This window comes from Pseudoflavitalea sp. G-6-1-2, from assembly GCF_012927185.1.
Classification (GTDB): Bacteria; Bacteroidota; Bacteroidia; order Chitinophagales; family Chitinophagaceae; genus Pseudobacter.
Window position 1 is genome coordinate 1,659,014 of record NZ_JABBGB010000002.1, and the last position, 24,191, is coordinate 1,683,204.

Sequence of the window (24,191 nt, forward strand, 5' to 3'; positions counted from 1 at the left end):
AACTTATTGATGGGATTGAGTGGATAATTGTTTGAAGATGTCGTCCAGTAAGCCTTTTTCGAAGTTCACTTCACGGATGCGCCAGTCTTTCTGCACACCTGCATTGATGATCCTTTCGGTAATATCTTCTTCTCCGTCGAAAAAGATGCGGGCCTGTTTGTCTGTAGTGTATTCTGCTTTGGTGATGCCTTGTATCTGCAGTATTTCACCAACGGTTGGCGGGTTGGCGAAACGCACCAGTACACTTTGCGGTTGCATGTAATTGTTGAAGGCATCCATTGAGTCGGAGAACACAATCCTTCCGGACTCGATCATGATCACTTCTTTGCAGAGCAGGTGGATCTCAGACATGATATGGGAAGAAAGCAATACTGTTCTTTCCTGTGCAATTTCCCTGATCAGTTTTCGGGCCTCTATCAGCTGATTGGGGTCGAGTCCGTTGGTGGGCTCATCCATTACCACCAGTTTGGGTTTATGAATGATGGCCTGGGATATGCCTACCCGTTGGCGATAGCCGCCAGACAGGTTTTTGATCAACCGCTTGCTGAAATGGGTTATGCCTGTTTTTTCCTTTGCCTCATCTACGGCAGCTTTGATCTTACTGTTTTCAATCAGTCTCAGTTCGGCCGTGTAAGTGAGGTACTCATCTACTGTGAGATCGAGGTATACCGGTGGCGTCTGTGGGAGAAATCCGATGGATCTTTTTGCAAGCTCAGGTTCTTTGCGAATATCAGCTCCATTGATAAATACATTCCCTTCAGTTTGGTTGAGCGCTCCGCAAATGATATTCATGGTAGTGGATTTGCCGGCTCCGTTGGAGCCCAGCAAACCAATGATGCCGTTGGATGCGATCTCGATATTGATATCGCGGATGGCCCAGCTGCTACCATAACGGTGCGAGAGGTTTTCTGTTTTTAAGATCATGCAATGAGTGTTTTTGAATATTAGGTAAGAGCATAGGCCGGCCCGACCGGTACAGTAAACTGTATCGATCCGATTGTTTTTTCAGCCTTTCTTAAATCAGACTGCTATTATAGTTTTATTGAATTGTTTGCGACCTGCGTGATAATACTGCTCTGATATCTCTTATTGAACAATTCCATGAGTTCGTCTTTTGTATTACTCTTTTTGAAAAAAATATTGTTGCAGATAAAGAGCAGTAGAATTATGCAAATACAGGTGAGATTTTCTTTCATGAATTGCACCGCGCGGTTCAGGTGCACTTTCACTGTATTGGGAGAAAGCTGCAGAAATGCGGCAATCTCAGCTCTATTCAACCCTTTCTCCTTACTGAGTAGCAGCACCGTTTTTTGCTGCGAAGGAAGCTGATTGAAAATTTGTTTGAGCAGCATATGCTTTTCCTTTCCGATGAGATGCTCCTCCACATGAGTGCAGTGTGTATTATTGTGGTTACTCAGGGTTTTGTGTATGCGCACCTGAATATTCCTGTCGCGTATATACCTTACTGAAAGGTTGGTAACTACCTTGATCAGCCAGCCCACCGGGTTTTCGGGGATGATCTTTGCCCTTTGTTGCCAGAGTGCCAGGAATGCTTCCTGTACAATGTCTTCTGCTACCTGTTTGTTTCTGGTGATCTGCCAGGAAGTATACTGCAGGTGTGTGGTCCAGTTATGAACTATGCTGGTGAACTGGTAATGGAAGAGATGTAAAGGTGCAGTTTTATATTGGGGAATGGTGGTCATCATTTCACAGGATTTTTATTCAGGTATTTTAAACCCGGCTTCTTTGGCGAAATTCCTCATGATGCCAAACTTTTTCAGTACAAGGGTTTCATTGGCATGAAGCGCGGCAAATTCTTCATTAGTGTAGCAAAATACGGCTGTTAGATATCCTCTGATATCATCTGTTTGCATGAGCGTATTATTCACCAGCATTCCGTAAACACTGATCTGGGGATAGAACAGAAATCCCAGGTCCTGCGGAGGAGGTTCCCAGCCGGGCGGCATAAATAACATGAAAGGCCATCCGATATATATATCCAGATCATTTGGAAGCATGTCTTTTGTGGCTTCTCTTGAAATGCTGAGAAATTCTTTCAGTACGCGGGTGGCCATCAGGTCGTTGATCCTTTTTTCTCCTATGCCTGCGAGGATGCTGGCTGCATATATTTTTCTTTCGGCCGTACTCATTACTTCCACATCTTTTGCCACTACCCCAAGTGAATTGAAGCCCATGAGTGCCGTCCAGCCTTGTGAGATCTGAACGTTGGTGTTCAAATAAGCAGAGAATGAATCAAGAAAAAGGATAGCGGGAAAGAGGCGAACCGGCGGCAGTTTTGGGATCACTTCCGTTTTCAGCAGGTTCAGCAAAGCAGGTATCCCTTCGCGTGAGGTGAGCGGCATCGTGTTCAGATAACTGGTTCCCAAAGGAGTATAGGACAACGACAGTGTTATGTATTTATATCGTACAGGGTGCTCATTCTCCCTGCTGACCTTTTCCTTGTAGATCGTATCTGAACAATAGCCGGGAATACCGGTGCTTTTATAGAATTCGAAGATCGCATGATCAACGGGATCATTGGGATTATCTTCAACAACGAAATAATTTTTATCGAGGTTGCTGGGTTCGGGGGCTTTCTCCTTGCGGCAGCCCGTGGTGAACAACAGGCCTGTTATGAGTATGCACGCTGTTGTGTAAAGCGTGGTTATGCGGATATATTGCAGTTTCATGATGATGTGTAATTGAGATGAAAGATGGAAGCTGTTAATGTTTTACCGGCCGATCGGGTCTTGGTTCATTGGTAAGCATTCCCTGATTGAACTCGATCTCATCGTTGGCAATGGGAACGATATAAGCCGCTTTGTCCTGTTCATACGGGCCCAGTTCAAAATAGCCACTCTCTATATACCCGTTGGCTGTGTAGATCACATTGCGATGCCTGATCGTTTTGCTGAAAGGGTATTTGCTGTTCACACCATAGCGGCGAAGATCGAACCAGCGATGAACTTCAAAGCAGAGTTCGAGCCTGCGTTCATTTCTGATCTCGTTGATAAGGGTTTCTCCCTGTGCGTTACTTACCGGTACTTCATCTGGTCTGAACCGGGTTTTTCTGAGGTACTGCAGTGTGTTGCGGGCTTCTTCAAAACGATCCAGTGCGGCCAGCGCTTCTGCTTTGTTCAGGTAGATTTCAGCATAACGGATCAAGTAACAATCAGAAACATCGTCGATGGCGGAATACTCGGACTCTCTCTTTTTGAAAATTCTTATGTCGCCTCTGCTGTTAGTTTTAAAGAATACCTGCCTGCGCAGATCATTCTGTGAGTATGCCATCACCAGATCATCAGAAACCTTGTAAGAAGTAATGATCGGTATATCCATGCTTGATGCCATATATGCGCCAACCCGGTTTGAACCCATAGTAAATATCACTTCAGGAGAATACTTTTTTATGAAGTCCTTGTCTGTGGGATGAACATTCAGGTTAGTGAGCTGATACTGTTGTTTGTTGATCACGAGGTCCGCGTACTGAACTGCTTTTTGATAATCTTCCATGTAGAGATAGATCCTGGAGAGCAATCCCTGCGCACTCGCCTGGTTGGCGCGGATGGTGGACGATTCATTGGCTCCGGCCAGTTCTTTCTCTGCCTGCAGGAGATCAGCAACCATCAGCTCATATACCTCTTTGGTGCTGCTCCGTGCAGCAAACTGTTCTTTGATAGCTGCCTCTGTTTTAAGTGGCACACCAAAATCAGTGGCTGCAGTAGCAGGTTTGTATGGCTTTCCATAGATATTCACCAGCATGAAATAATAAAGTGCCCGCAGAAAATGGGCTTCTCCCGAGATGCGGTTCAGTACATTTTCTGGTTGACCTTTCTCTTTAAGTGCTGTTACATTCAGCAGTATCGTATTAATGCGCGCGATCCTGCTGTACAAAAGGTTGAAATGGCGGTCAGTATTATCGAGCTGCCCTTCGCTGTTTAATCTTGGCTGTGCCTGCCAGCCATAAAATCCCGGAGCATAATACTGTTTAACAAGAGAGGAAGGGATGTTGAAATTAACATCATCGTCCATGGTATACAGCATGTCGGGCGTAGAAATATTATAGTGATCCAGGTAAGCGTCTCCTACCAGTATCTCATCCAGATCGGATGTTGTTTCAATAAAGCTGTTATTCTGGGAATAGGTGGCCAGGAATTTTTTGCAGGAGAGGGTACTGATGCACAGTATGCAAATCAAAGGTATCCATATCCTGTTGGTAGCTGAATGCATAATGTTGATTTTAGAAACTGAGATTGAGGTTGATCGCATATACCGGTCTGATTGAAAGATTGATATTGTCAGCAAAGCCTGTTTGCGATGGGTCCTGTCCGCGGAGGGCTTTGTCTGCAAAAGTGGCCAGATTGGTGCCGGTAACCCGCACAGTAGCGCCTTTGATCCCTAATCGTCTGCACATCGCTTCAGCGAAATTGTAGCTCAGCGAAACATATTGAAGCTTGAGGTAATCGCCTTTTACTACACGCAGGTCCGAAAAATCATACATCTGATAGTAGTCTTTGGCAAAGGCAGTAGTTATATTATAGGGAGGGTTTAGCCACCAGGCGTAATCGTCGGCGTTGGATGCGCCCGGAGCACCCTGTATGGCGGGGATATTGGTGAATTTCTCATCTCCCGGATAACGCCATCTGTCAATGAATTCCTTTCGCAGGTTTTGTTGCGAGCCGGGCCGGAACGTGCCATATTTGCCGGATGCGATCTGCAGCAATCTGATCTTGTTGCCGATGCTGTAAGTGAGAGTCAGGTTGAGTGTCCAGTTTCCCCATACGAAAGAATTATTGATCCCTCCCTGCAAAACAGGTTCCCTTCTGCCAGACTCTACCATCATGATATTGTAGATCTCGTCTTTCGATATTTTATTATATTTCTCGCTCAACGCTGCTTTGTTGTCCACTTCTGCTCCATAGAATACAGGGTATCCATTATTCGGATCCAACGATTTGAAGCGATAGGAATAGAATGTGTTCACAGCTTTTCCATTGACGGGTACACTGCCACTGAGGAAATTTTCGTAAGTGAGCGATGCAGCATCTACCATTACGTTGCGGCTTCTCAGATTGTTGTTGATGAGTTTGTTGAATACCTGTCCCAGCTGAGGATCCAGCCGCCACATGAATCCCTTTCTGTTGCCTCCGCCCAGATTGTCGATAACCTTGAAATTAAGGCTCAGTTCCACTCCCTGATTTTCCAATGTTCCTCCATTCACCACGTACACATTTGCAGGTACCCCATTAACGGCAGAGACTCTCTTTTGCAGGAAGGCATTGGTGGTTTTGTTGTAGAAATAACCAAGGGATCCGTTGATCCTTCCTTTGAGGATAGAGAACTGCAGTGATCCATTGTAGTCGTGAGTTTTTTCCCAGGCAAGGTCAGGATTGGGAAATGATGTAATGGTAGAAGAGGGAGCATTGTAGTAAGGGTCGACAGGACCTTTCTGGAAAATGGTATAAGGCGTTTGTCCGGGCAGTATGTTCCCGCGGACGCCGAAAGAGAACAGCAGTGCTGCATTGTCGATCCAGAGTTGATTGCGCAGAAGGTCTTCATGAATATTCCATCTGCCAGACAATGCCCAGGTGGGCAGGAATTTTTCATTGCTTCTTGTACCAAATGAATTGGAGAACTCCTGGCTTGTATTGGCAGTGATCACATATCGTTCATTGAAAATATAGGTGGCGGTGAGATAAGGACGAACAGCGTTCTGCCTGGCATCCTGGATACCGGGTTTGCCCTGCCTCGACAACCAACCTGCATAGGCTGGATACTTGCTCAGGTCGATGGTTGCGAAACTAAGTCCCCGGTCGGGATAATATCCCCTGCTTTTAACTGTGTATGTATTGGCCTGGTTGGAAGATAGCTCTGCAGCAACTTCCACCGAGAGCTGATGTTTGTGACGCAGATCGAGGAACCTGCTGAAATTGAGGCGGCCATTGATGAGATAGTTCTGCCTCCTCACATTCTCGGTACGAAGCTCGCCACCGAAAGGGATCTCATCCGAAATAGGTTGATACACACCATCCATGTAGGAGATCCTTCTTTGCTCAGTTACCCATTCGGTGTTGCCTGCAAACCAGATATCGTGAGCGGAGTTGCCACCGGTATATGCCAGCTTGGTATTGAACTGGATCCCTTTGGCGATCTCGTAGCTGAGATCTACGCTGGCATTGTACTCGTTATTTTCGACGGTTTCGCCGGTCTGATCCATTTCGTTCACAATGTTCATGGATTTGATATCCTTGAAATCATTCACAAACACATTGGAGTTGACGGTTGAGTAAAAGTAGAGTGAGCCATCCTGGTTGTAGAGTGGAATAGCCCTGCTGGTACCATAAGCATAGTTGAGCAGACCTACTTCCTGGGGTGTATATTTTCTTTTCTCCCTGCTCAGCTGAATGTTGAATTCTGCTTTGAATTTCCTGTAATTCATCTGCATGTTCAGCATGCCGGTGTAAAGATCACTTTTTTCTTTTTTGATCACGCCCGGTTCGGTGCGGTATCCAACAGAGGCACGGTAGGAAGCGGAATTGGTTCCGCCTGATACACTGAGTGTGTGATTGGTGGCAAACACATCCTGCATCGTATTGCCCAACCAGTCTGTATTTACAGCCTCTGCCCTGTTTACTCTTTGTTTGAATGTTTCAAAATCTATATTGCCGTTGTAATACTCCACAATATCCTTTTCATAGGCTTCCATGGCGCCACCGCGCAGTGGCAGGTGTTTCTCAATCATTTCGCGTGATACGTCGATCCTGTCGCGGGAATCCATCATGAAAATAGTTCTGTCCGTATATCTTGGTCTGCGGGTATAGGTTCCTGTTACATTGTAGTTTACGACGGGAGGGCCTGGCCTTCCTCTCTTGGTGGTGATCACAATAACACCATTGGCTGCTCTTACACCATAGAGGGCTGCGGCAGTTGCATCTTTCAGTACATCGATCTGATCGATGTCGTAAGGATTTATTCCGGAGATGGCATTGCCAAGCAGGTTTACAAAATCCGGATCGTTGATCCTTTCTGCCGGAATTGGAATGGGGTTGGTGCGAACAATTCCGTCTACTACCCACAGAGGTTCCCTGGAGCCGAGATAGGTAGCCGTTCCCCTGATGCGCAGTTTGGGTGCAGCACCCGCCTGTCCTGAGTTTTGCATGAAGGTGAGACCGGGAACCCGGCCTTCCAGCATCTTGTCCACTGTGTTCAAACCCGGTTGCAGAACAGAATCCATTTTCAGGGAGGTAACGGAACCTGTGAGGTATTTCTGTTTTATTTTCTGATAGCCATTGTACACTACTGCTTCTTCCATCAGTTCCATTTTTTTGGAAAGGGGAATGTAAAAGCAGTCATCGTTGATAGAAATGGTCTGGCCGGTGAGCAGGCCATTTCTTATTGTGTTCAGCGCAGCATTGGTGCCCGACGAAACAGGTTTGTTTTGTGAAGACACCACCAGCATTGTGGTGGCCGAAGTGATTTTGATGCCAATGCTGTTGAAGCCAACATAGGAAATGGTGAGAGTTTGACCAATCTCTGCGTTGATGGTGATCATTCCCTGTGCATCTGACACTCCTGAGTTTTTTGCGCCTTTTACCGAGATGGATGCGCCGGAAAGCGGATTGTAATCCTGATCGAGGATCCTGAGCCTGATCGGAATGAGCGCAGCCATGTCGCGGGCTCCGGATATTTGAGGTGCTCCATCAAAAAGAAGTGCAAGTGAAGAAAGCGGAGAAACGATAATTGTTTTGCTTCTGATCACGTAAGTCAATCGCTGTGCTTTCAGGATCTCGTCGAGCACCTCGGTGAGTGGTTTGTCTTTCACATCGATTGTAACGGTCTGCGCTTCTTTGAGCGTTTGATGTGCGTACAAAAAAGAGAAACCTGTTTTTTGCTGCAGCAGGGTGAATACCTGTTTAAGCGGAGCATTTTTAACCGAGAGGTCCACGTTTTGGGAGATAGCCGCAGCCGAAACATTCATCAGGGCTACGGTCAGGAAGAATACGGTTAGCTTCATAACTAACAGAGTTTTGGTTAACAGGCGGTTGCCCCCACGGGCAGGCCGGCCAAAAACAGCCATTTTTTGCATACTTTCGCGTAGTTTGGGTGATGTGATAACCAGTCTGAGACGACTATTTTATTTTCGTTACCCAAGCTTTTTCGCCGGCAGTGTTGCAAGCACTTCCGGCTTTTTCTTGGGCAAGCGTCTTTCTCCGGATCTGTTGGTTTCAGATCCTGCTTTTATTGTTTTTATTTTTGACTCAGTATTAATTTCCTGCCTTCAAGTTTTGTGCGGATCTCAAAATTGTTGAGGAACAACGTCAGGTCTGAAAGCTGTACACCTCTGTCCATTCTGCCTCCTATTTTTACAGCAGGCATTGGCCCTTCCACCTGTACGTCGATATCGTACCATCGTTCTATCTGCCGGATGATTTCCTGAAAGCTCACCGATTCAAAATTGATGAAGCCATTTTTCCATGCCAGTACATGATCTGTATTGGCGGTTCGGATGCTGATATCTTCTGCACTGGCAGTGATAACGGCTTGTTGTCCCGGACGAAGCATCACACCAGCAGCCTGGGTACGATTGTTATTTGCGTGGTTGCTCACTCTCACACTTCCCTCTATCAATGTTGTTTTGATCTTTCCTTCATTGGTGTAAGAGTTGATATTGAAACTGGTTCCCAGCACCTGAACAACCGATCTTCCATCTACATCAACCATAAAAGGTCTGCTCTTGTCTTTTGCGATCTCCATATACACTTCACCACTGATCTTTATCTGACGTTGGTTCCCTGTAAATGCAGCGGGATAAGTGATGGAAGAAGCAGCATTGAGCCAGATCTTCGATCCATCGGGAAGCACCAGATTGTACTGACCTCCGTTGGGAGTGGTCATTGTATTCAACATTACTTTACTGGTAGCTTTGCCGTTTACCTCATACCGCACTTCACCATTGGGCAGCTTGGTTACAGATGCGTTGCCCTGTTGCGCAATGGCGCCATTGGCTGCACTGTCGAGTACAATCACAGTACCATCAGATAAGGTAAGGAGCGCTTTATTGGAGCCGGGTTGAATATTGTTATGATCGTCTTTATGTTCAGCAATACCAGACTGCTGGTGCTTATCGGTGAAGAAATAGAAATACGTGGCTCCGCCAAGCAATAGCAATACGGCTGCAGCCCATGCCCAGCGGCGATAGAGCGGAATACGGCGAACCGGCGTTTCTCTTTGTTGCAGGATGCGTTCAAAAATGAGATCGCGTAAAACGGGATCATCTGCAACATCGAAAGCATCGTCTTCAAGGGCTTCTGCCACTACTGCTTCCAGTTCCGATGTATGCTTTTTACTTTGTATGAGCGCAAAGAGTTGCTGCTGCTCTTCAGCAGTAATGGTTTGCGTGAGATACTTATCCAATAAGCGTGCGAATACGTCAGGTGATCCCATAATAAGGTTTTAACGGGCGTTGAAAAGACCCCGGTAAGTACATAAGACAGGTTACAAAAAGGAACAGGTGCAGTGAGTACTATAAAAAATATTCAAGGATAGAGGACAGCAACCAGGTAGTGAGAAAAACATCGCCGGAATGCAGGCGAATATATTCCCTGATGGTATTGAGTGCGCGCACCATATGGCTTTTCACTGTAGCCGGTGCTATATTCAGTTGTTGTGCAATTTCAGTATAGGTTAATCCCTGTTCCCTGCTAAGCTGGAATACAGCAGACTGCTGGGGAGGAAGGGTTGCCACCGCTTCGTCTATCATGGCAACGGCGTCTTTGTATTCCAGCAAATAACCGGGAGTAAGAAAATCAGGAGAAGTAAGATCATCTGCCGGACCGGCAGCGAGCTGAAAGGCCCGGTTTTCAAGCGCATTGATAATGGTATTGCGGGCCAATGTTGCAAACCATGCATCGAAATGAGCAACGTCTTTGAGTTTGTGGCGCTTTTCCCATAAGCGTACGAACACCAGTTGTACGGCATCCTGTGCAAGTTGGGTTGACTTCAGGAAACTGAGCGCAACCCCGTAAACCCGCTTCCAGTATTGGTTGTATACCTGCCGATACATTTGTTCATCGCCTTCGAACAGGCGTTGCATAATTTCTTTTTCGCTATTTTTTTCGCAGGGCACCAATGATTGTAATTCATTTAATGTCCACAAACTATAGCAAAAAAATCAGATGAGGCGCAAAAATATGACTACCCATTAGAGCTATTATTAATACTTCATATTCTTCGGCTTCAGGTTTCGACAGGTATTTTTCAGCAAACGAACCGGCAGGACCGGGTAATTCCTTCTGTATTATTTTTTGCGAACAGTGTTGTTTTATTATATATTTTTTCATTAACTTTTCATAGCAAAACCATTAAACCAAACCGTGAGAACATTTCGACTTTGCTTTTCATAGTTGACGCCATTTACAAAATCGCCTTTGTGATTTACGTCAGTTAGTTACTTTCTCTCTCTGGTTTTCTGGAATGCTTTAGGCACACTACCCTGGAAAACGAATTGTTCACCTGTTTATCAGCCCATCTCAAAATTGAAGGTCTCTCCGCAAGTTTCATGATGTAGGATACATCTGCGGTATTCTGCATTTGACTTCAATCCAGGCAGGTCACACTCATTGTGTACCTAGGCCTGAACATCAGGATCAGGGGATCTTTAATACTCACTCTGGTTAAGATTTAATTACTGGCAAGAGCACAGCTCAATGAAAGAGCTGCATCGCATTGTATATAATAATGCTGAGCAAGAAACCATTGTACAGCTGGGCAATCTATGCCCGGAAGAAAAAGATTTTGCTCAAAATGAAAACCGGGAAAATCAATACGAACATGCTAAAAAATTACACCAACCTTTTACATTTTAGTTTAAGATTTTCATTCATTGCTCAAGGGATGGATAGATTATTGGTCCGGAAGGCAATCACCATTCTGCTGTTGGCAATAATTACCACCATCGAATTGCAGGCACAACAGAACAGTTTCAATCCGGTTCCGAATATTATGTCGCCGGATGCTGCAACACTGGGCAAATACGGAACCTACAACGTTAATTATTACACAGGAGTGCCGGAGATATCTATTCCGCTTCATTCAATTAATGAAAACGGACTCAATATTCCTATTGCACTTTCTTACGATGCCAGCGGTTTTGTGCCTAATAAAAATGCAGGTGTTGCAGGATTGAACTGGAGCCTCATAGCAGGAGGAGCAATTACGAGAGTGGTCAATGGAGTACCTGATGACAAGAACAATCCCAATGCTGAAATTTCCAATACCAATTTCGGTTATATCTACGGGCAGCAGAGCGGAAAGGGAACTTATTCAGCTGAGCATATCAGAACTATCGGATTTATCAGCGATATCAACAATCCGATTTACAACCTCAATTACGAATATATTCCGGATGTATTCAGTTTTAACTTCCTCGGTCATTCAGGGAAGTTCTTTATGGATAACACCGGCAAAGTGCAGGTAACAGGCGACAGAAATTATAAAGTAGACCTTAAAGACCTGAAGCCCCAGTATGATTTTCTCACAACAATTGCAGCTGTAACTACCACAGTGAACAGCTTAAATGACAGCTTATACAGCAGAATTGTGATCACTTCTGATGATGGATATACATTCTATTTTGGTGGATCGTTCAAAACGCTGGAGATTGGCTTTGCTTCCACCCAGATCCCGGGCAGACCGGATCGAAAAGGGGGACAGATCAATGCATGGTATCTCACCAAAGCAGTTTCGCCTGATGGCAATGAAATTCTATTCAATTACCAGAACTACTCCACTTCTGATTATAATTATATCAAAAGCCTCTTCGACTCGCAGGTCGGGCAAGATACTCCGGCAGGGTTTATGGAGTTGAAATTATTTCGCAATCACTCTATCAACATTGTGCAACAGAATGGCAACACAGTGGTAAGCGAGAACACGCGGGATATTGTCTATTTATCACTGATAAAACATGCCTATCTCACAGAAATAGTTACACGCCTGCAAAAAGTAGAATTTTCTTACGCCGAAAAAGACCTGAATACCAAGTTTTATGGAAACCCCTCGGATATTATTGCAGGCAATACTACGCTTGGAAGCGTGATCAGAAATATGTATACGCAGCGATTAGCCTCCATCAATTTTACGAGTCTGGACCAATACGGAACCTATAAGCAAGACAGAGTATTGTACCTATTTTATGAATACTATGGGAATCGCATGTTTCTGAAAGAAATACAAAGAAACAGAGGCCTTCCCTTTCCCGCCAACTATCCTGATTATGACAAATTTGTCTTCACATACAAAAACACTGGCTCTTTACCTTCAGCTCTTACGAGAGGCATAGATCTGTGGGGATATTACAATGGCCGGAACGGCAATACCGATCTGGTATTGGCTCCGGCAGCTTCCTCCACGGAATACGAAAGCGATCCATCAAATCCTTCAGCTTACCGTCTGTCCGATACTAATTATGTTTCCTATGGAATGCTGCATACCATTACCTATCCAACGGGAGGTGTTACACAGTTTACTTTCGAGGGCAATACTTATTCCAAAGCATTGAAAAGGAAAGTAAGCTCCGGCATAACGCCGGTATGGGATCAGGTAAATGGAATAGCTGGCGGAGCCAGGATCAGGGAGATCAAAAATACTCCTGGTACTACCACAACATTCAAGTATATAAACTCCTACAATCAGAATCCCAATAATCCTTCCAGTGGCTTGCTTACCACATCCGGAGTGTATTACCTGGATTACATATCAAATAATGAACGGATGATCAGGCTGAGCGATAACAATATCGCAACAGCTGGTAACTACAAGGAATCACATATTGCCTACAAGGAAGTGGTAGAAATCAACGGCGAAGGGTATACCAGGCATTTGTTCACCAATCCGGAGACAAATGCAGACACTTATTTTCTTGGCAATGATTCTTACAAGGTTTCACCGGAAGTTTCCACTACTAACTTCAATCAGCAGCTTATGCGATTGTATCGTTACAGCAGCCGTGAGGATGAAAGAGGATTGCCATTAACAACTGAAGTGTACGATAATGCCAATAATCTCAGAAAATCTACAGCGTATCAATATAATACTGATGCTAATAAAGATACTGCCAGAAGCATTGGGCAGTATTGCACTTTTAGTTTCTACAATTTGTCTGGCAAAATGATAACGCTGATACAATCCTATGCAATGTATCACTATCATAACCTTGTTACGCGAATTGTAGAGAAAGATTTTGGGGCTTCTCCGGCTAATCCTGTTACTCACACCAACAATTTCAAATACAAGTCCAATACCAGTCGCCTGCAGATTGAAAAAAGCGATATCAATAGCATGGGAGATACTATGGTATTCAAGTTTAAATTTCCGGTTGACTTTGCCGGAGCAGAACCTTATACCACCATGATCAACAGACATCAACTTTCTTATCTGGTGGAACAGCAACAATACAAAGGCGTACAACAACCCGTTTTTCTACGATCGTCCAAAACAAACTTTGGGTTCTGGCAAAGCAATACATTGATAAAGCCAATTTCAATGGAAGAGAAGATCGGCGCTGCCAATGCTGAGGTCCGTAAACAGTTTACGGGCTATGATAATAAAGGCAATCTGATGTTATATTCCAATGAAACCGGTGGAGCAAAATTCCAGACATCTTTCATCTGGGGATATATTCAAACATTACCCATTGCAAAAGTCGAAAATGCTGACAGCACAGAAATTGCCTATACTTCATTCGATACGGAGGGAACCGGTAATTGGATCTATGCTGCTTCCCGTGGATCTTCAGAAACAGCAAGAACCGGCACTTATTATTTTCTGCTGACAGGTTCCAATAACATTACCAGGTCCGGATTATCGCCAGGTAACAAATACATCGTTTCCTACTGGACAAGAAATGCGGCAGCGTACGCTATTGCAGGAACTACCGGTACAGTTCAAGGTAAAACAATCAATGGCTGGACCTATTTTGAGCATACCATCACGGGGCAAAGCTCCGTTGCGATTACCGGAACCGGCGCGATCGATGAACTGCGTTTATATCCTGCGAATGCAGCGATGACCTCTTACCTGTACAACGGGAAAGCCAATATGATAGTGCAGACCGATCCTTCGGGCAACAGCATATTTTATGATTACGATGGTGAAGGCAGGTTGGTAATGATCAGAGATCAGGATAACAACATAGTCAAGCGAATCTGTTACAATTACCTGGGTAAGGAAGAGATTTGTGGTCCGTTATTTTATAAGAATGCTGCTATCAGCGCCAATTTTACCAAAGGTGATTGCCCTGGTGGAGTTCCTGGTTCAGTAGTTTCTTATCTGGTTCCGGCAGGTAAACATATTTCTATCATAAGTCAGGCAGATGCAGATCAGAAAGCAACCGCGGATCTTCAGGCCAATGGCCAGCACTATGCAGATTCAATTGGTACCTGTACACCTCAACCGATACAGATTACACTAATAAATGAATTTACGACAAGTACTATACCCAGCTCTACTGTGGAGTTATTGCAAAACGGCAGTGTAATGTACACACAGGCATTTCCTGCATCCAATAACTCCAGTGTGAGTTTTTCTGTATTACCGGGAGTTTACCAATTGCGTTTTAAAGTGACGGCTGCTTATACCAATACGTTTGTGGTATATGGTATAGTGGGACTACAAGGTTGGAGCAAGCCGGTTGGGCAAACCAGTGTTACTACCGGGAATGTTACGCTGAATCCCGGAACCAATTACACCATCTCTGCAAATGATGGGCTCTAATACCTTATTCGAATGCATGCTTTAATACTTATTTGTATGGCAAAGAATCTTCTTAAATATATTATCGGGGTGATGATTTTCTGTAGCCTTCCTGTTATCAGCATGGGGCAAATCTTATCATCGGGCGTGGTTTCTCCAACTACCCAGACCATTGCCAGTGGTTCAATACCAGCACCAATTACTGCCACGGACCCTAGCGGAGGCTCAGGTGAATATCCATATGTTTACACATTTCAGTGGCAATCTTCTCCCAATGGTAATAATAGTTGGTCGAATATTTCAGGAGCTACTAACGGATCCGGATATGTGCCGGGGGCATTATCTGCAACTGTTTATTATCAGTTACTCACTTATGAAAATGGTTCTGTTGTTGTATCCAATAAGGTGGTAGTAAATGTTCAGGCCGTAGCTCTTCAGGGAGGGACTATTTCGCCTGCTACTCTATCTATCAATTATAACACTTCTCCAGGTCAGCTTAGTGGCACTGCAGCAACCGGCGGCAACGGCACTTATGCTTACCAATGGCAGTCTTCTCCTGATAACAGCACATGGTCAAATGTTAGTGGAGCAACGGCTCTGAACTATACGCCTTCAAATCTCACCACAACAACCTATTACCGTAGACAGGTAACGAGCAATGCTGTGACTGTGAGCAGTAATACAAGTACCATAACTGTGTATCCACAATTGCAGGCAGGTAGTGTTACACCTGCAAGTCTCTCGATCAATTACAATACTTCACCTGGTCAGCTAAGTGGCACAGTAGCAACAGGAGGCGATGGTACGTATGGTTATCAATGGCAGTCTTCTCCTGATAACAGTACATGGACAAATATCAGTGGGGCAACGGCTCAAAACTATACGCCAGGCAGCCTCACAGGCACTACATATTATCGCCGGCAGGTGACCAGCAATACTGTAACGGTAAATAGCAATGTGAGCACTATCACGGTGTATCCCCAATTGCAGGCAGGCAGCATAACACCTGCAACCCTCTCGATCAATTACAATTCATCTCCCGGTCAACTTTCCGGTACTGTGGCCACTGGTGGCAATGGCACCTATGCTTATCAATGGCAGTCATCTCCTGATAATACCACATGGACCAATGTCAGTGGAGCAACGGCTCAAAACTATACACCGGGCAATCTCACCACCACGACTTATTATCGTCGGCAGGTAACCAGCAATACTGTAACGGTAAACAGCAATGTGAGCACTATCACGGTGTATCCCCAATTGCAGGCTGGAAGTGTTACACCTGCAACCCTCTCGATCAATTACAATTCATCTCCCGGTCAACTTTCCGGAACTGTGGCCACTGGTGGCAATGGTACCTATGCTTACCAATGGCAGTCCTCTCCTGATAATACCACATGGACAAATGTCGGTGGAGCAACGGCTCAAAACTATACACCGGGCAGCCTCACAGCCACTACTTATTATCGTCGCCAGGTAACGAGCAATACTGTAACGGTAAACAGCAATTTGAGCACTATCACGGTGTACCCACAATTGCAGGCAGGTAGTGTAACACCTGCTACTCTCTCGATCAATTACAATACATCTCCCGGTCAGATTTCCGGTACTGTGGCCACTGGTGGCAATGGAACCTATGCTTACCAATGGCAGTCTTCTCCTGACAACAGCACATGGACCAATGTTGATGGAGCAACTGCGCAAAACTATACACCGGGCAACCTCACCGCCACTACATATTATCGTCGACAGGTGACCAGCAATACTGTGACGCTGAGTAGCAATGTAAGTACCATTATTGTGTATGCACAATTGCAAGCTGGTAGTGTAACACCTGCGAGCCTCTCGATCAATTACAATACTTCACCTGGTCCGCTTTCCGGAACTGTAGCTACAGGAGGGAACGGAACATATACCTATCAATGGCAGGCTTCTCCTGACAACAGCACATGGACCAATGTAAGTGGAGCAACAGCTCAAAACTATACGCCGGGCAGCCTTACAACTACTACTTATTATCGCCGGCAGGTAACCAGCAATACAGTAATGGTAATTAGCAATGTGAGCACTATCACAGTGTATCCGCAGTTGCAGGCTGGAAGTGTAACGCCTGTAAGCCTCTCGATTAATTACAACACTACACCAGGTCAGCTAACCGGAACGGTGGCAACTGGCGGCAACGGAACGTATACTTACCAATGGCAGTCTTCTCCTGACAACAGCACATGGACCAATGTAAGTGGAGCTACAGCACAAAACTACACACCGGGCAATCTCACCGCCACTACATATTATCGTCGGCAGGTGACTAGTAATACCGTGACGGTAAACAGCAATGTGAGCACAATCACAGTATATCCGCAGTTGCAGGCAGGCAGCGTAACTCCTGTCACCCTCTCGATCAATTACAATTCATCTCCCGGTCAACTTTCCGGAACTGTGGCCGCTGGTGGCAATGGTACCTATGCTTATCAATGGCAGTCTTCTCCTGATAACAGCACATGGACCAATGTAAGTGGAGCTACAGCACAAAACTACACACCGGGCAATCTTACCGCCACTACCTATTATCGCCGGCAGGTGACCAGCAATTCAGTAACGGAGAGTAGTAATGTGAGTACCATAACCGTATTTCCAACGTTACTACCTGGAGAACTTTCGCCTGGAAGCATTTCAATTATTGCGGGTACGAGCCCCGGAATAGTAGGCGGCGCTCCAGCAAGTGGTGGCAATGGCGTATATACCTACCAGTGGGAGAACTCAACCGACAATGTTGTCTGGAATGTAATCAGTGGGGCAACTGCCAAAGATTACGATCCGGGTAGTATTAGTACAGCTATTTCTTTCAGAAGAAAAGTAACAAGCAATGGAATTACTGCCATCAGTGCGTTCATTACTATTTCCATCATACCTCCACCCGTGCAGTCACCTGCAGCATACTCCCCATCAGTAGCAATCAATCTTATCAGAACATGGTCTCCCAGGGCCCCAATAGTTGATCCCAATGATGTGACCTTGCGGGACTATACTAACGTGCAACAGGCTACACAATACTTCGATGGATTGGGACGGCCTTTGCAGACAGTTATTAAAGAGGGATCGATGATAACCGGTGGAACAGCTATCGATCTGGTAACGCCGGTAGTGTATGATGCGTTTGGAAGAGAAACCTATAAATACCTTCCATTTGCTGCCAACAATGCGGGTGGAAATACATCTATCACAAATGGCATATTCAAATACAATCCATTTCAGCAGGATTCGGCATTCAATAAACAGCAATTCGCCGGAGAAAACTATTTCTATAGCAAAACCAATTTCGAACCATCACCTCTCAGCAGAGTAACAGAAGTGTATGCTGCCGGAAATAGTTGGGCTGGCAGCGAATCGAATGCTGATGCTACTACACGTAGAAGCATCAGTACTCAATATCTCACAAACGACCTGTCAGATTCTGTGCGTATCTGGAGAATCAACTCAGGCAATGTTGTGAGTTCAACTTCGATGTACGCCGCAGGAACCTTATATGAAACTGTTACTGCCGACGAACATAAACAAAAGTCAATTGAATACAAGGACAAGGATGGCAGAGTAATACTGAAAAAAGTACAGCTTTCGGCAACTCCATCTACCGGGCATTCCGGATGGTTATGCACCTACTATGTGTATGATGATCTGAGCAATCTCAGACTTGTTATCCAGCCCAAAGGAGTTGAAATGCTCCTGACAAGTAGTTGGTCGCTGACAGCCTCCATACTCAATGAGTTCTGCTTCCGCTATGAATACGATGAACGGAACAGAATGGTTGTAAAGAAAGTGCCAGGCGCCGGGGAAGTATGGATGGTGTATGATGCAAGAGACAGGATTGTACTCACGCAGGATTCGTCGATGCGCAGTCAATCTAAATGGCTTTATTCTCTATACGATCAATTGAACCGGCAATACAGCACCGGATTGTGGACCAATGCTCAAAATAGGAGCTATCATAAAACGCAGGCTTACAGCATCGTTGGTTACCCTAACCTGAGTGGGCAGACTTTCGATGAGTTAACCCGTGCCTATTTTGATGATTATTCACAAATGACCGGCCTGCCAGCTGCCATCAAAGACTTTGATATCAGTTATGCCAGTACTTACTTTTTACCTGCCTCTGATACACAATTTCCATTTGCGCAAACTGTAACAAAATCGAATGTTACCAAGGGGCTGGCTACCGGAGGGCTTACCAGAGTACTGGATCAAACGCCTGCTTATATGCCAGCTTCTGCAAACTTCTACGATGATAAAGGCCGGCTGATACAAACCCGGTCTCAAACCATTACCGGGGCATCGATTGCTATTACAACTCAATACAGCTGGAGTGGGCAACCACTGGTAATTGTAGAGCAACAACAGAAACCTGCTCCCAATCCCCAGCCCCATGTAATTGTAACCAAAATGGATTATGACGCATTGGGCAGGCTGCTTACCATTCGTAAAACAGTGAGCAGTAACATAAATGGCAAAGTAGTTACCAAATCCGAACAGCTGATCGCCAGCAACGAATATGATGCCTTAGGCCAACTCGTCAAAAAATCATTGGGCTCTCCTGTGATTGATTCAATGCGATACGAATACAATATCCGTGGCTGGATGCTGGGAGCAAACAGGGCGTATGCAAAAGACAGCCATCAGAATAATTACTTTGGTTTTGATCTTGGTTACGATAAGACCAACAATAACCTGATCGGCAACCAATCCTATTCTGCAGCTCAGTATAATGGAAATATTTCCGGTACAGTATGGAAAAGCAAAGGCGACGGTGAAAAACGCAGGTATGATTTCGGATACGATGCTGCCAATCGCATACTGAAAGCAAACTTTACGCAATATACCGGAGCAGCATTTGACCTTTCCGCTGGCCTGGATTTTACCCTCAAAGACATGAGTTATGATCCCAATGGAAATATCCTGTCGATGAGCCAGCGGGGCTGGAAACTCGGTGGCAGTGCGACTATCGACAGTTTGCTGTACACCTACAATAACAGTAATAAGCTGCAAAATGTAATCGATCGTAACAATGATGTAACAACAAAACTGGGAGATTTCAGAAGCTCACAGTTGTATATGACAGCTCTCGGCAATAACAAAACAGTTGCCGCTGTTGATTATGTTTATGATGGCAATGGGAACATGATCCGCGACAGGAATAAAGACATCGGCGATGGCAGCAATAATGGCATCGTTTATAATCACCTGAATCTACCAGCAGTGATCACCGTTCGCACAACCGGTGGCGCCGTAAAAGGCACCATCACTTATACCTATGATGCCACCGGTGCAAAATTGAAAAAGACAGTGCAGGAAACTGGTCTTCCTGTAAAGACAACCTTATATCTCGGAAGCTCCGTTTACGAAAACGACACCCTCCAGTTTATTGGGAACGAGGAAGGCCGCCTCCGGTATGCAAAACAGTATTACCTCAATGGCAGCAATGATTACAAATATTTCTATGATTATTTCCTGAAAGATCATTTGGGCAATGTTCGTGTGGTGCTGACTGAGCAAAAGGATACAGCCGCATATATGGCCACTATGGAAGCGGCCTACAGAAACAAAGAAAATGCGCTGTTCTTCAAGATACCCGAAACGGCTTATCCAAAGTCTGCTGTGCCAGGAGGTTACCCGGCAGACAACACCACTAATCCCAATGATTCACTGGCCAGAGTAAATGGTAGTGGGCAGAAAGTAGGCCCATCATTGGTGTTGAAAGTAATGAGTGGTGATAGGATAGATCTTGCAGTGAAATCGTTTTACAGAGGAAGCGGTTCAGCCGGATCTACGAGCGATCCGATTGTTGACCTCATTAGTGTGCTGGCAGGTGGAGTTGTGGGAGTATCCGGCGATACAAAAGGCACCCTGCCACAGCTGAATAATACCAGTAATAGTCCATTGTTGGGCGTGTTGAATAGTTTCCGGACGAACAATAACCCTACCCCTCCAGCAAAACCGAAAGCTTATCTGAACTGGATTCTGCTGGATGAACAACTGAAATATGTGAGTACAGGAAGCGGGGCGATGCCCGTTGGAAATGCAGATGTATTGACGACGCTTGCCCCAGGCACGGTAAATATATCAAAGAATGGATTTTTGTATATTTATGTAAGTAATGAAACCCAGAACTGGGATGTGTTCTTTGATAACCTGAGTGTGCAGCATTTTACAGGGCCGATGTCGGAAGAAACCCATTATTATCCGTACGGGTTGACGATGGCGGGGATTAGTTCGAAGGCTGCAGGAAGGCTTGATAACAGGATCAAATACAATGGGTATGAATTGCAGGCAAGAGAATTTTCCGATGGAAATGGATTGGAATGGTATGATTACAAACATCGGTTTTATGATAATCAGATAGGGAGGTTTTTCTGTGAAGATAGATTAGCATCTGAATATCCTTATTATACTCCTTATCAATTTGCGGGTAATGAAGTGCCTAATGCAATTGACCTGGATGGGCTTGAACCAGCTGCTCCATATTACAGCACCAAATGGGGATGGAGAGAATCACCTGCTGGAGATAAATTTAAGGTGAAAGTACCAGAAAACGCGATTAAACCCAATAGTAGCAATCCATCCATAGGGCTGGGCATATCCCTGGTCCTGGATTTTATTCCTATTGTTGGCCAGGCAAAGAGTATAATTGAGGCTGGAACAGGAGAAGATTTAGTTACCGGTGACAAGATTTCAGATGGACAGAGATTATTGGGTGTGGTTCCGTATTTTGGGAAATTCAATAAAGCAGGAAAAGTATTAAATCATGCTGATGAAGTTGCAGATGTTGTAAAGCATGTAGATGAGGTGGCTGATGCCGCTAAGGGGGGAAAAGAACTATTTAACTTTACTGGTAAGGCAGCAAGTCGAATGGCTGATAAAGCGAGGGCTATTCCAATACAGACTATGGATGAAATAATAAAAGCTCCAATGTCCGTAGTTAAAGATCCACAGGGTACAATGGCACTAATGCATTATTCACAAATGTGGAAGAATGGCAAGCTTTATAATGTAGAGGTTTTATACGATAAAGGAGCTAATACAATAATGCACTTTAAATATACCCAAAAGCCTTTGGGTTCTCTGCCTGCAATAAAAAAATAAGCTATGTTTGAAAAGAACGATAAACGAAGATTATATCAGTTAATGGATATGTATTTGTCAGGTAATATTAGTGACAAGGTTTTTTGTGATGAATTTTACTATTCTTATGATTTAGAAATTGATCTTGATACCCTTACTGATATTGAAAAGAAAGCATTTTCGGAGTTAAGCACTGTTTCGGATAGATTTTCTGAATTTGAAGAAGATCATATCAAATATCCTAAAGGTTTTTATACCTCAGAAGAGTTAAAGCAAAAAATAACCGAAACGAAAGAGAAATTACAAGAACAAAGCTCGCAGTAGCGGGCTTCTTAAATCACTTAATTCCTTGGAATTTCTGAGAAAGTAAGGAACTGTGGTCTTATATACGCCCTCCAAAAGTGGTTTTACAGGAGGCTATATATTGAGATTGATCACAGTTTTCTTTTATCCTGTATTCTTTGTCGCATTTATGAACAGGCATGTTCGGCAACTTTATCATGTAACCAGGCATATTTAATTTTAGGACAAAGAAGAACAAACTCTTATAAAAGAAGAAAATTTATCCAAATTCTCCATTTTGGTATGGAATAACAAGATTATCTGCTTCAGAAATTTCACATCCAGTAATATTTGAATTTTTGATGTACCTCCAATTACTAAGAGAATAACAGCAGAACTATGAGAACAAATACTAAAATAGGTGATGTATTTTCTGCTAAAGTAAACAGTAATAAAAAGAAATATTTTCAGTACATTATTAGTGATATTACTCAATTAAACAGTGATGTAATCAGAGTATTCAAAAACTCATATCCAATTGATTCCAATCCCGATTTAAATGATGTCATTAGTGGAGAGGTGGAGTTTTATGCACATTGTATTACCAAATTGGGAGTTAAGATGGGGTATTGGAATTTAATAGGTAATATACCAGATGTTGGAAGAACTGATCATATCCTGTTTAGAGATAGTGGCGACTATGGAAACCCTACAATAAAAGTGTCCCAAGATTGGTGGGTGTGGAAAATTAATGAAGATCAGAAAAGGGTTGGAGAATTATTAGGAGAAAATCAAAAAGCAGAAGTTGGGCTGGTTATTAATCCTGAAAGTATAGTTTATCGAATGCGAACTGGTGAATATGATTTTAAAGCCTATCCGACATTCTAAAACACTAATATTATTTAGTAGCAGATATCGATATTAACCATGCAAACTGTCAGACTATTGGACTTGTGAAATAGAAAACAGGGCACTATTTTGAATAATATAACTAACGAAATAAGAGAAGCACTAAATGCGGGGATAAAAATTCTAGCAACAAAAGGTTTTAAAGGAGGAATAGAATATGATCCTAAAACAGGAGCGAAAACGTTTTCATTTAAAGGCTGGGATTCGGCAGTTAATGGTTATAATGGGAAAGGAGCCAATAAATATGGACAAGACTATGGTGCATCAATTACTAATATGATCAAAAACGCACAAATACCCAAGAGGGAAAACTATGTACAACCTTAGATTTATGTCGTCTTTACTATTACTAATAATATTGTTAAATAATAGTTGCACCGATAATAGAAACAAAAAAAGTAATAAAAATATCAAAAGCCCTAAGATTGTTAATTGCTTCATAGTAAAACCTATAAGAGAAGACAGCAAGTCGAAACTTCCTTCTGATATAAAATTCATGAAAGAACCTTTGGAGAAACTCTTAAAGAGAATCAATAATAACGAAAATATTAATTATGATTCGGCCATGTCGATGGTTACCGGCTTTGAAAAGCAAAAAGAAATTTATGTGAATAGTGGTTGTGTCCAATACCTGAATAACCCTGACAGTATCAACCTAATGGATTTATACTTTTACTCTGGGAATTATACAAAAGTGATGAATCATTCAATCATTAAGTTTATTAGATCTTATGACAAGAATGTTCATAAAATGGGAAAGGCAAAAATATATGAATATAGATTAAACGGAGTTGCTGAAACAGAGCCGCATTGTATGTATATAATACTGAAAGATCAGAGTGAAGAGGAACAAAGAATTGGGCGGGATCATACTGGCATTGTTTTTTGTTCGGATGGAATGAACTGGATAGAATTGCCAGAAAAAAAAGGTTCCATGCCTAAACTCATCCAAATGATTCGAAGAGGTATGGAGTTTGAAATTCCGCTATATTATGATAGTTCGAGATTTATACCTATTGGACATTATAAAATTGGAGACTGGTAATACCCGAAACGAAACAGATGATTCTTGAGGTAGATCTTGAATAGGAGCACAAAGAGGCGGAATATACGAACCATAAGCCTCTCACTTCAGT

At 43.8% G+C, this 24,191-nt stretch carries 14 protein-coding genes; 7 read left to right on the plus strand and 7 right to left on the minus strand.

The genetic code is table 11. From position 1 onward, the window contains the following. Positions 1 to 3: 3 nt before the first annotated feature. From HHL16_RS16195 to HHL16_RS16225, 7 genes are all read right to left on the minus strand, one after another. Complete coding sequence (locus HHL16_RS16195; protein ID WP_169426221.1) at positions 4 to 924, minus strand: ABC transporter ATP-binding protein; 921 nt, start codon at positions 922 to 924, stop codon at positions 4 to 6. 107 nt (positions 925 to 1,031) lie between these two features. Beyond that, on the minus strand, positions 1,032 to 1,706 hold the full coding sequence (locus tag HHL16_RS16200) for a sigma-70 family RNA polymerase sigma factor (protein WP_169426222.1): 675 nt from the start codon (positions 1,704 to 1,706) through the stop codon (positions 1,032 to 1,034). 12 nt (positions 1,707 to 1,718) lie between these two features. Next, entirely contained in the window at positions 1,719 to 2,690 is a 972-nt protein-coding gene (locus tag HHL16_RS16205) for a hypothetical protein (protein WP_169426223.1), read from the minus strand. Between the two features lie 34 nt (positions 2,691 to 2,724). Continuing rightward, positions 2,725 to 4,230, minus strand: coding sequence for a RagB/SusD family nutrient uptake outer membrane protein (locus tag HHL16_RS16210; protein WP_169426224.1), 1,506 nt, complete (start codon positions 4,228 to 4,230; stop codon positions 2,725 to 2,727). 10 nt (positions 4,231 to 4,240) lie between these two features. Then, positions 4,241 to 8,014, minus strand: a complete 3,774-nt coding sequence (locus HHL16_RS16215) for a SusC/RagA family TonB-linked outer membrane protein (protein WP_169426225.1) — start codon at positions 8,012 to 8,014, stop codon at positions 4,241 to 4,243. 233 nt (positions 8,015 to 8,247) lie between these two features. Beyond that, positions 8,248 to 9,444 (minus strand): FecR family protein, encoded by a 1,197-nt coding sequence (locus HHL16_RS16220; protein ID WP_169426226.1) that lies wholly within the window; start codon positions 9,442 to 9,444, stop codon positions 8,248 to 8,250. Between the two features lie 79 nt (positions 9,445 to 9,523). Continuing rightward, positions 9,524 to 10,093, minus strand: a complete 570-nt coding sequence (locus tag HHL16_RS16225) for a sigma-70 family RNA polymerase sigma factor (RefSeq protein ID WP_169426227.1) — start codon at positions 10,091 to 10,093, stop codon at positions 9,524 to 9,526. Positions 10,094 to 10,706: 613 nt separating this feature from the next. On the opposite strand from HHL16_RS16225, the gene HHL16_RS16230 reads away from it, so the two are divergent. From HHL16_RS16230 to HHL16_RS16260, 7 genes are all read left to right on the plus strand, one after another. After that, positions 10,707 to 10,865 carry a hypothetical protein gene (locus HHL16_RS16230; protein WP_169426228.1) on the plus strand — a complete coding sequence of 53 codons (159 nt, stop codon included), beginning with the start codon at positions 10,707 to 10,709 and terminating at the stop codon, positions 10,863 to 10,865. Positions 10,866 to 10,893: 28 nt separating this feature from the next. Beyond that, entirely contained in the window at positions 10,894 to 14,772 is a 3,879-nt protein-coding gene (locus HHL16_RS16235) for a DUF5977 domain-containing protein (RefSeq protein WP_169426229.1), read from the plus strand. 36 nt (positions 14,773 to 14,808) lie between these two features. Then, positions 14,809 to 21,885, plus strand: a complete 7,077-nt coding sequence (locus HHL16_RS16240; RefSeq protein WP_169426230.1) for a DUF6443 domain-containing protein — start codon at positions 14,809 to 14,811, stop codon at positions 21,883 to 21,885. A 3-nt stretch (positions 21,886 to 21,888) separates the two neighbouring features. After that, complete coding sequence (locus HHL16_RS16245; protein ID WP_169426231.1) at positions 21,889 to 22,188, plus strand: magnesium and cobalt transport protein CorA; 300 nt, start codon at positions 21,889 to 21,891, stop codon at positions 22,186 to 22,188. Between the two features lie 357 nt (positions 22,189 to 22,545). Continuing rightward, a complete protein-coding gene (locus HHL16_RS16250; protein ID WP_169426232.1) occupies positions 22,546 to 23,034 on the plus strand; it encodes a hypothetical protein in 489 nt (162 codons plus the stop codon). Between the two features lie 90 nt (positions 23,035 to 23,124). Continuing rightward, positions 23,125 to 23,382 carry a hypothetical protein gene (locus tag HHL16_RS16255; RefSeq protein ID WP_169426233.1) on the plus strand — a complete coding sequence of 86 codons (258 nt, stop codon included), beginning with the start codon at positions 23,125 to 23,127 and terminating at the stop codon, positions 23,380 to 23,382. Positions 23,383 to 23,386: 4 nt separating this feature from the next. Continuing rightward, a complete protein-coding gene (locus HHL16_RS16260; protein WP_169426234.1) occupies positions 23,387 to 24,100 on the plus strand; it encodes a hypothetical protein in 714 nt (237 codons plus the stop codon). Positions 24,101 to 24,191 lie beyond the last annotated feature (91 nt).

Bases quoted from the DNA above. Each gene is read 5' to 3' on its own strand.
- HHL16_RS16195 (WP_169426221.1), bottom strand. From the start codon at position 924: ATGATCTTAAAAACAGAAAACCTCTCGCACCGTTATGGTAGCAGCTGG.
- HHL16_RS16260 (WP_169426234.1), top strand. From the start codon at position 23,387: ATGTCGTCTTTACTATTACTAATAATATTGTTAAATAATAGTTGCACC.
- HHL16_RS16215 (WP_169426225.1), bottom strand. From the start codon at position 8,014: ATGAAGCTAACCGTATTCTTCCTGACCGTAGCCCTGATGAATGTTTCG.
- HHL16_RS16235 (WP_169426229.1), top strand. From the start codon at position 10,894: ATGGATAGATTATTGGTCCGGAAGGCAATCACCATTCTGCTGTTGGCA.
- HHL16_RS16230 (WP_169426228.1), top strand. From the start codon at position 10,707: ATGAAAGAGCTGCATCGCATTGTATATAATAATGCTGAGCAAGAAACC.
- HHL16_RS16210 (WP_169426224.1), bottom strand. From the start codon at position 4,230: ATGCATTCAGCTACCAACAGGATATGGATACCTTTGATTTGCATACTG.
- HHL16_RS16225 (WP_169426227.1), bottom strand. From the start codon at position 10,093: ATGCAACGCCTGTTCGAAGGCGATGAACAAATGTATCGGCAGGTATAC.
- HHL16_RS16240 (WP_169426230.1), top strand. From the start codon at position 14,809: ATGGCAAAGAATCTTCTTAAATATATTATCGGGGTGATGATTTTCTGT.
- HHL16_RS16250 (WP_169426232.1), top strand. From the start codon at position 22,546: ATGAGAACAAATACTAAAATAGGTGATGTATTTTCTGCTAAAGTAAAC.
- HHL16_RS16200 (WP_169426222.1), bottom strand. From the start codon at position 1,706: ATGATGACCACCATTCCCCAATATAAAACTGCACCTTTACATCTCTTC.
- HHL16_RS16220 (WP_169426226.1), bottom strand. From the start codon at position 9,444: ATGGGATCACCTGACGTATTCGCACGCTTATTGGATAAGTATCTCACG.
- HHL16_RS16245 (WP_169426231.1), top strand. From the start codon at position 21,889: ATGTTTGAAAAGAACGATAAACGAAGATTATATCAGTTAATGGATATG.
- HHL16_RS16205 (WP_169426223.1), bottom strand. From the start codon at position 2,690: ATGAAACTGCAATATATCCGCATAACCACGCTTTACACAACAGCGTGC.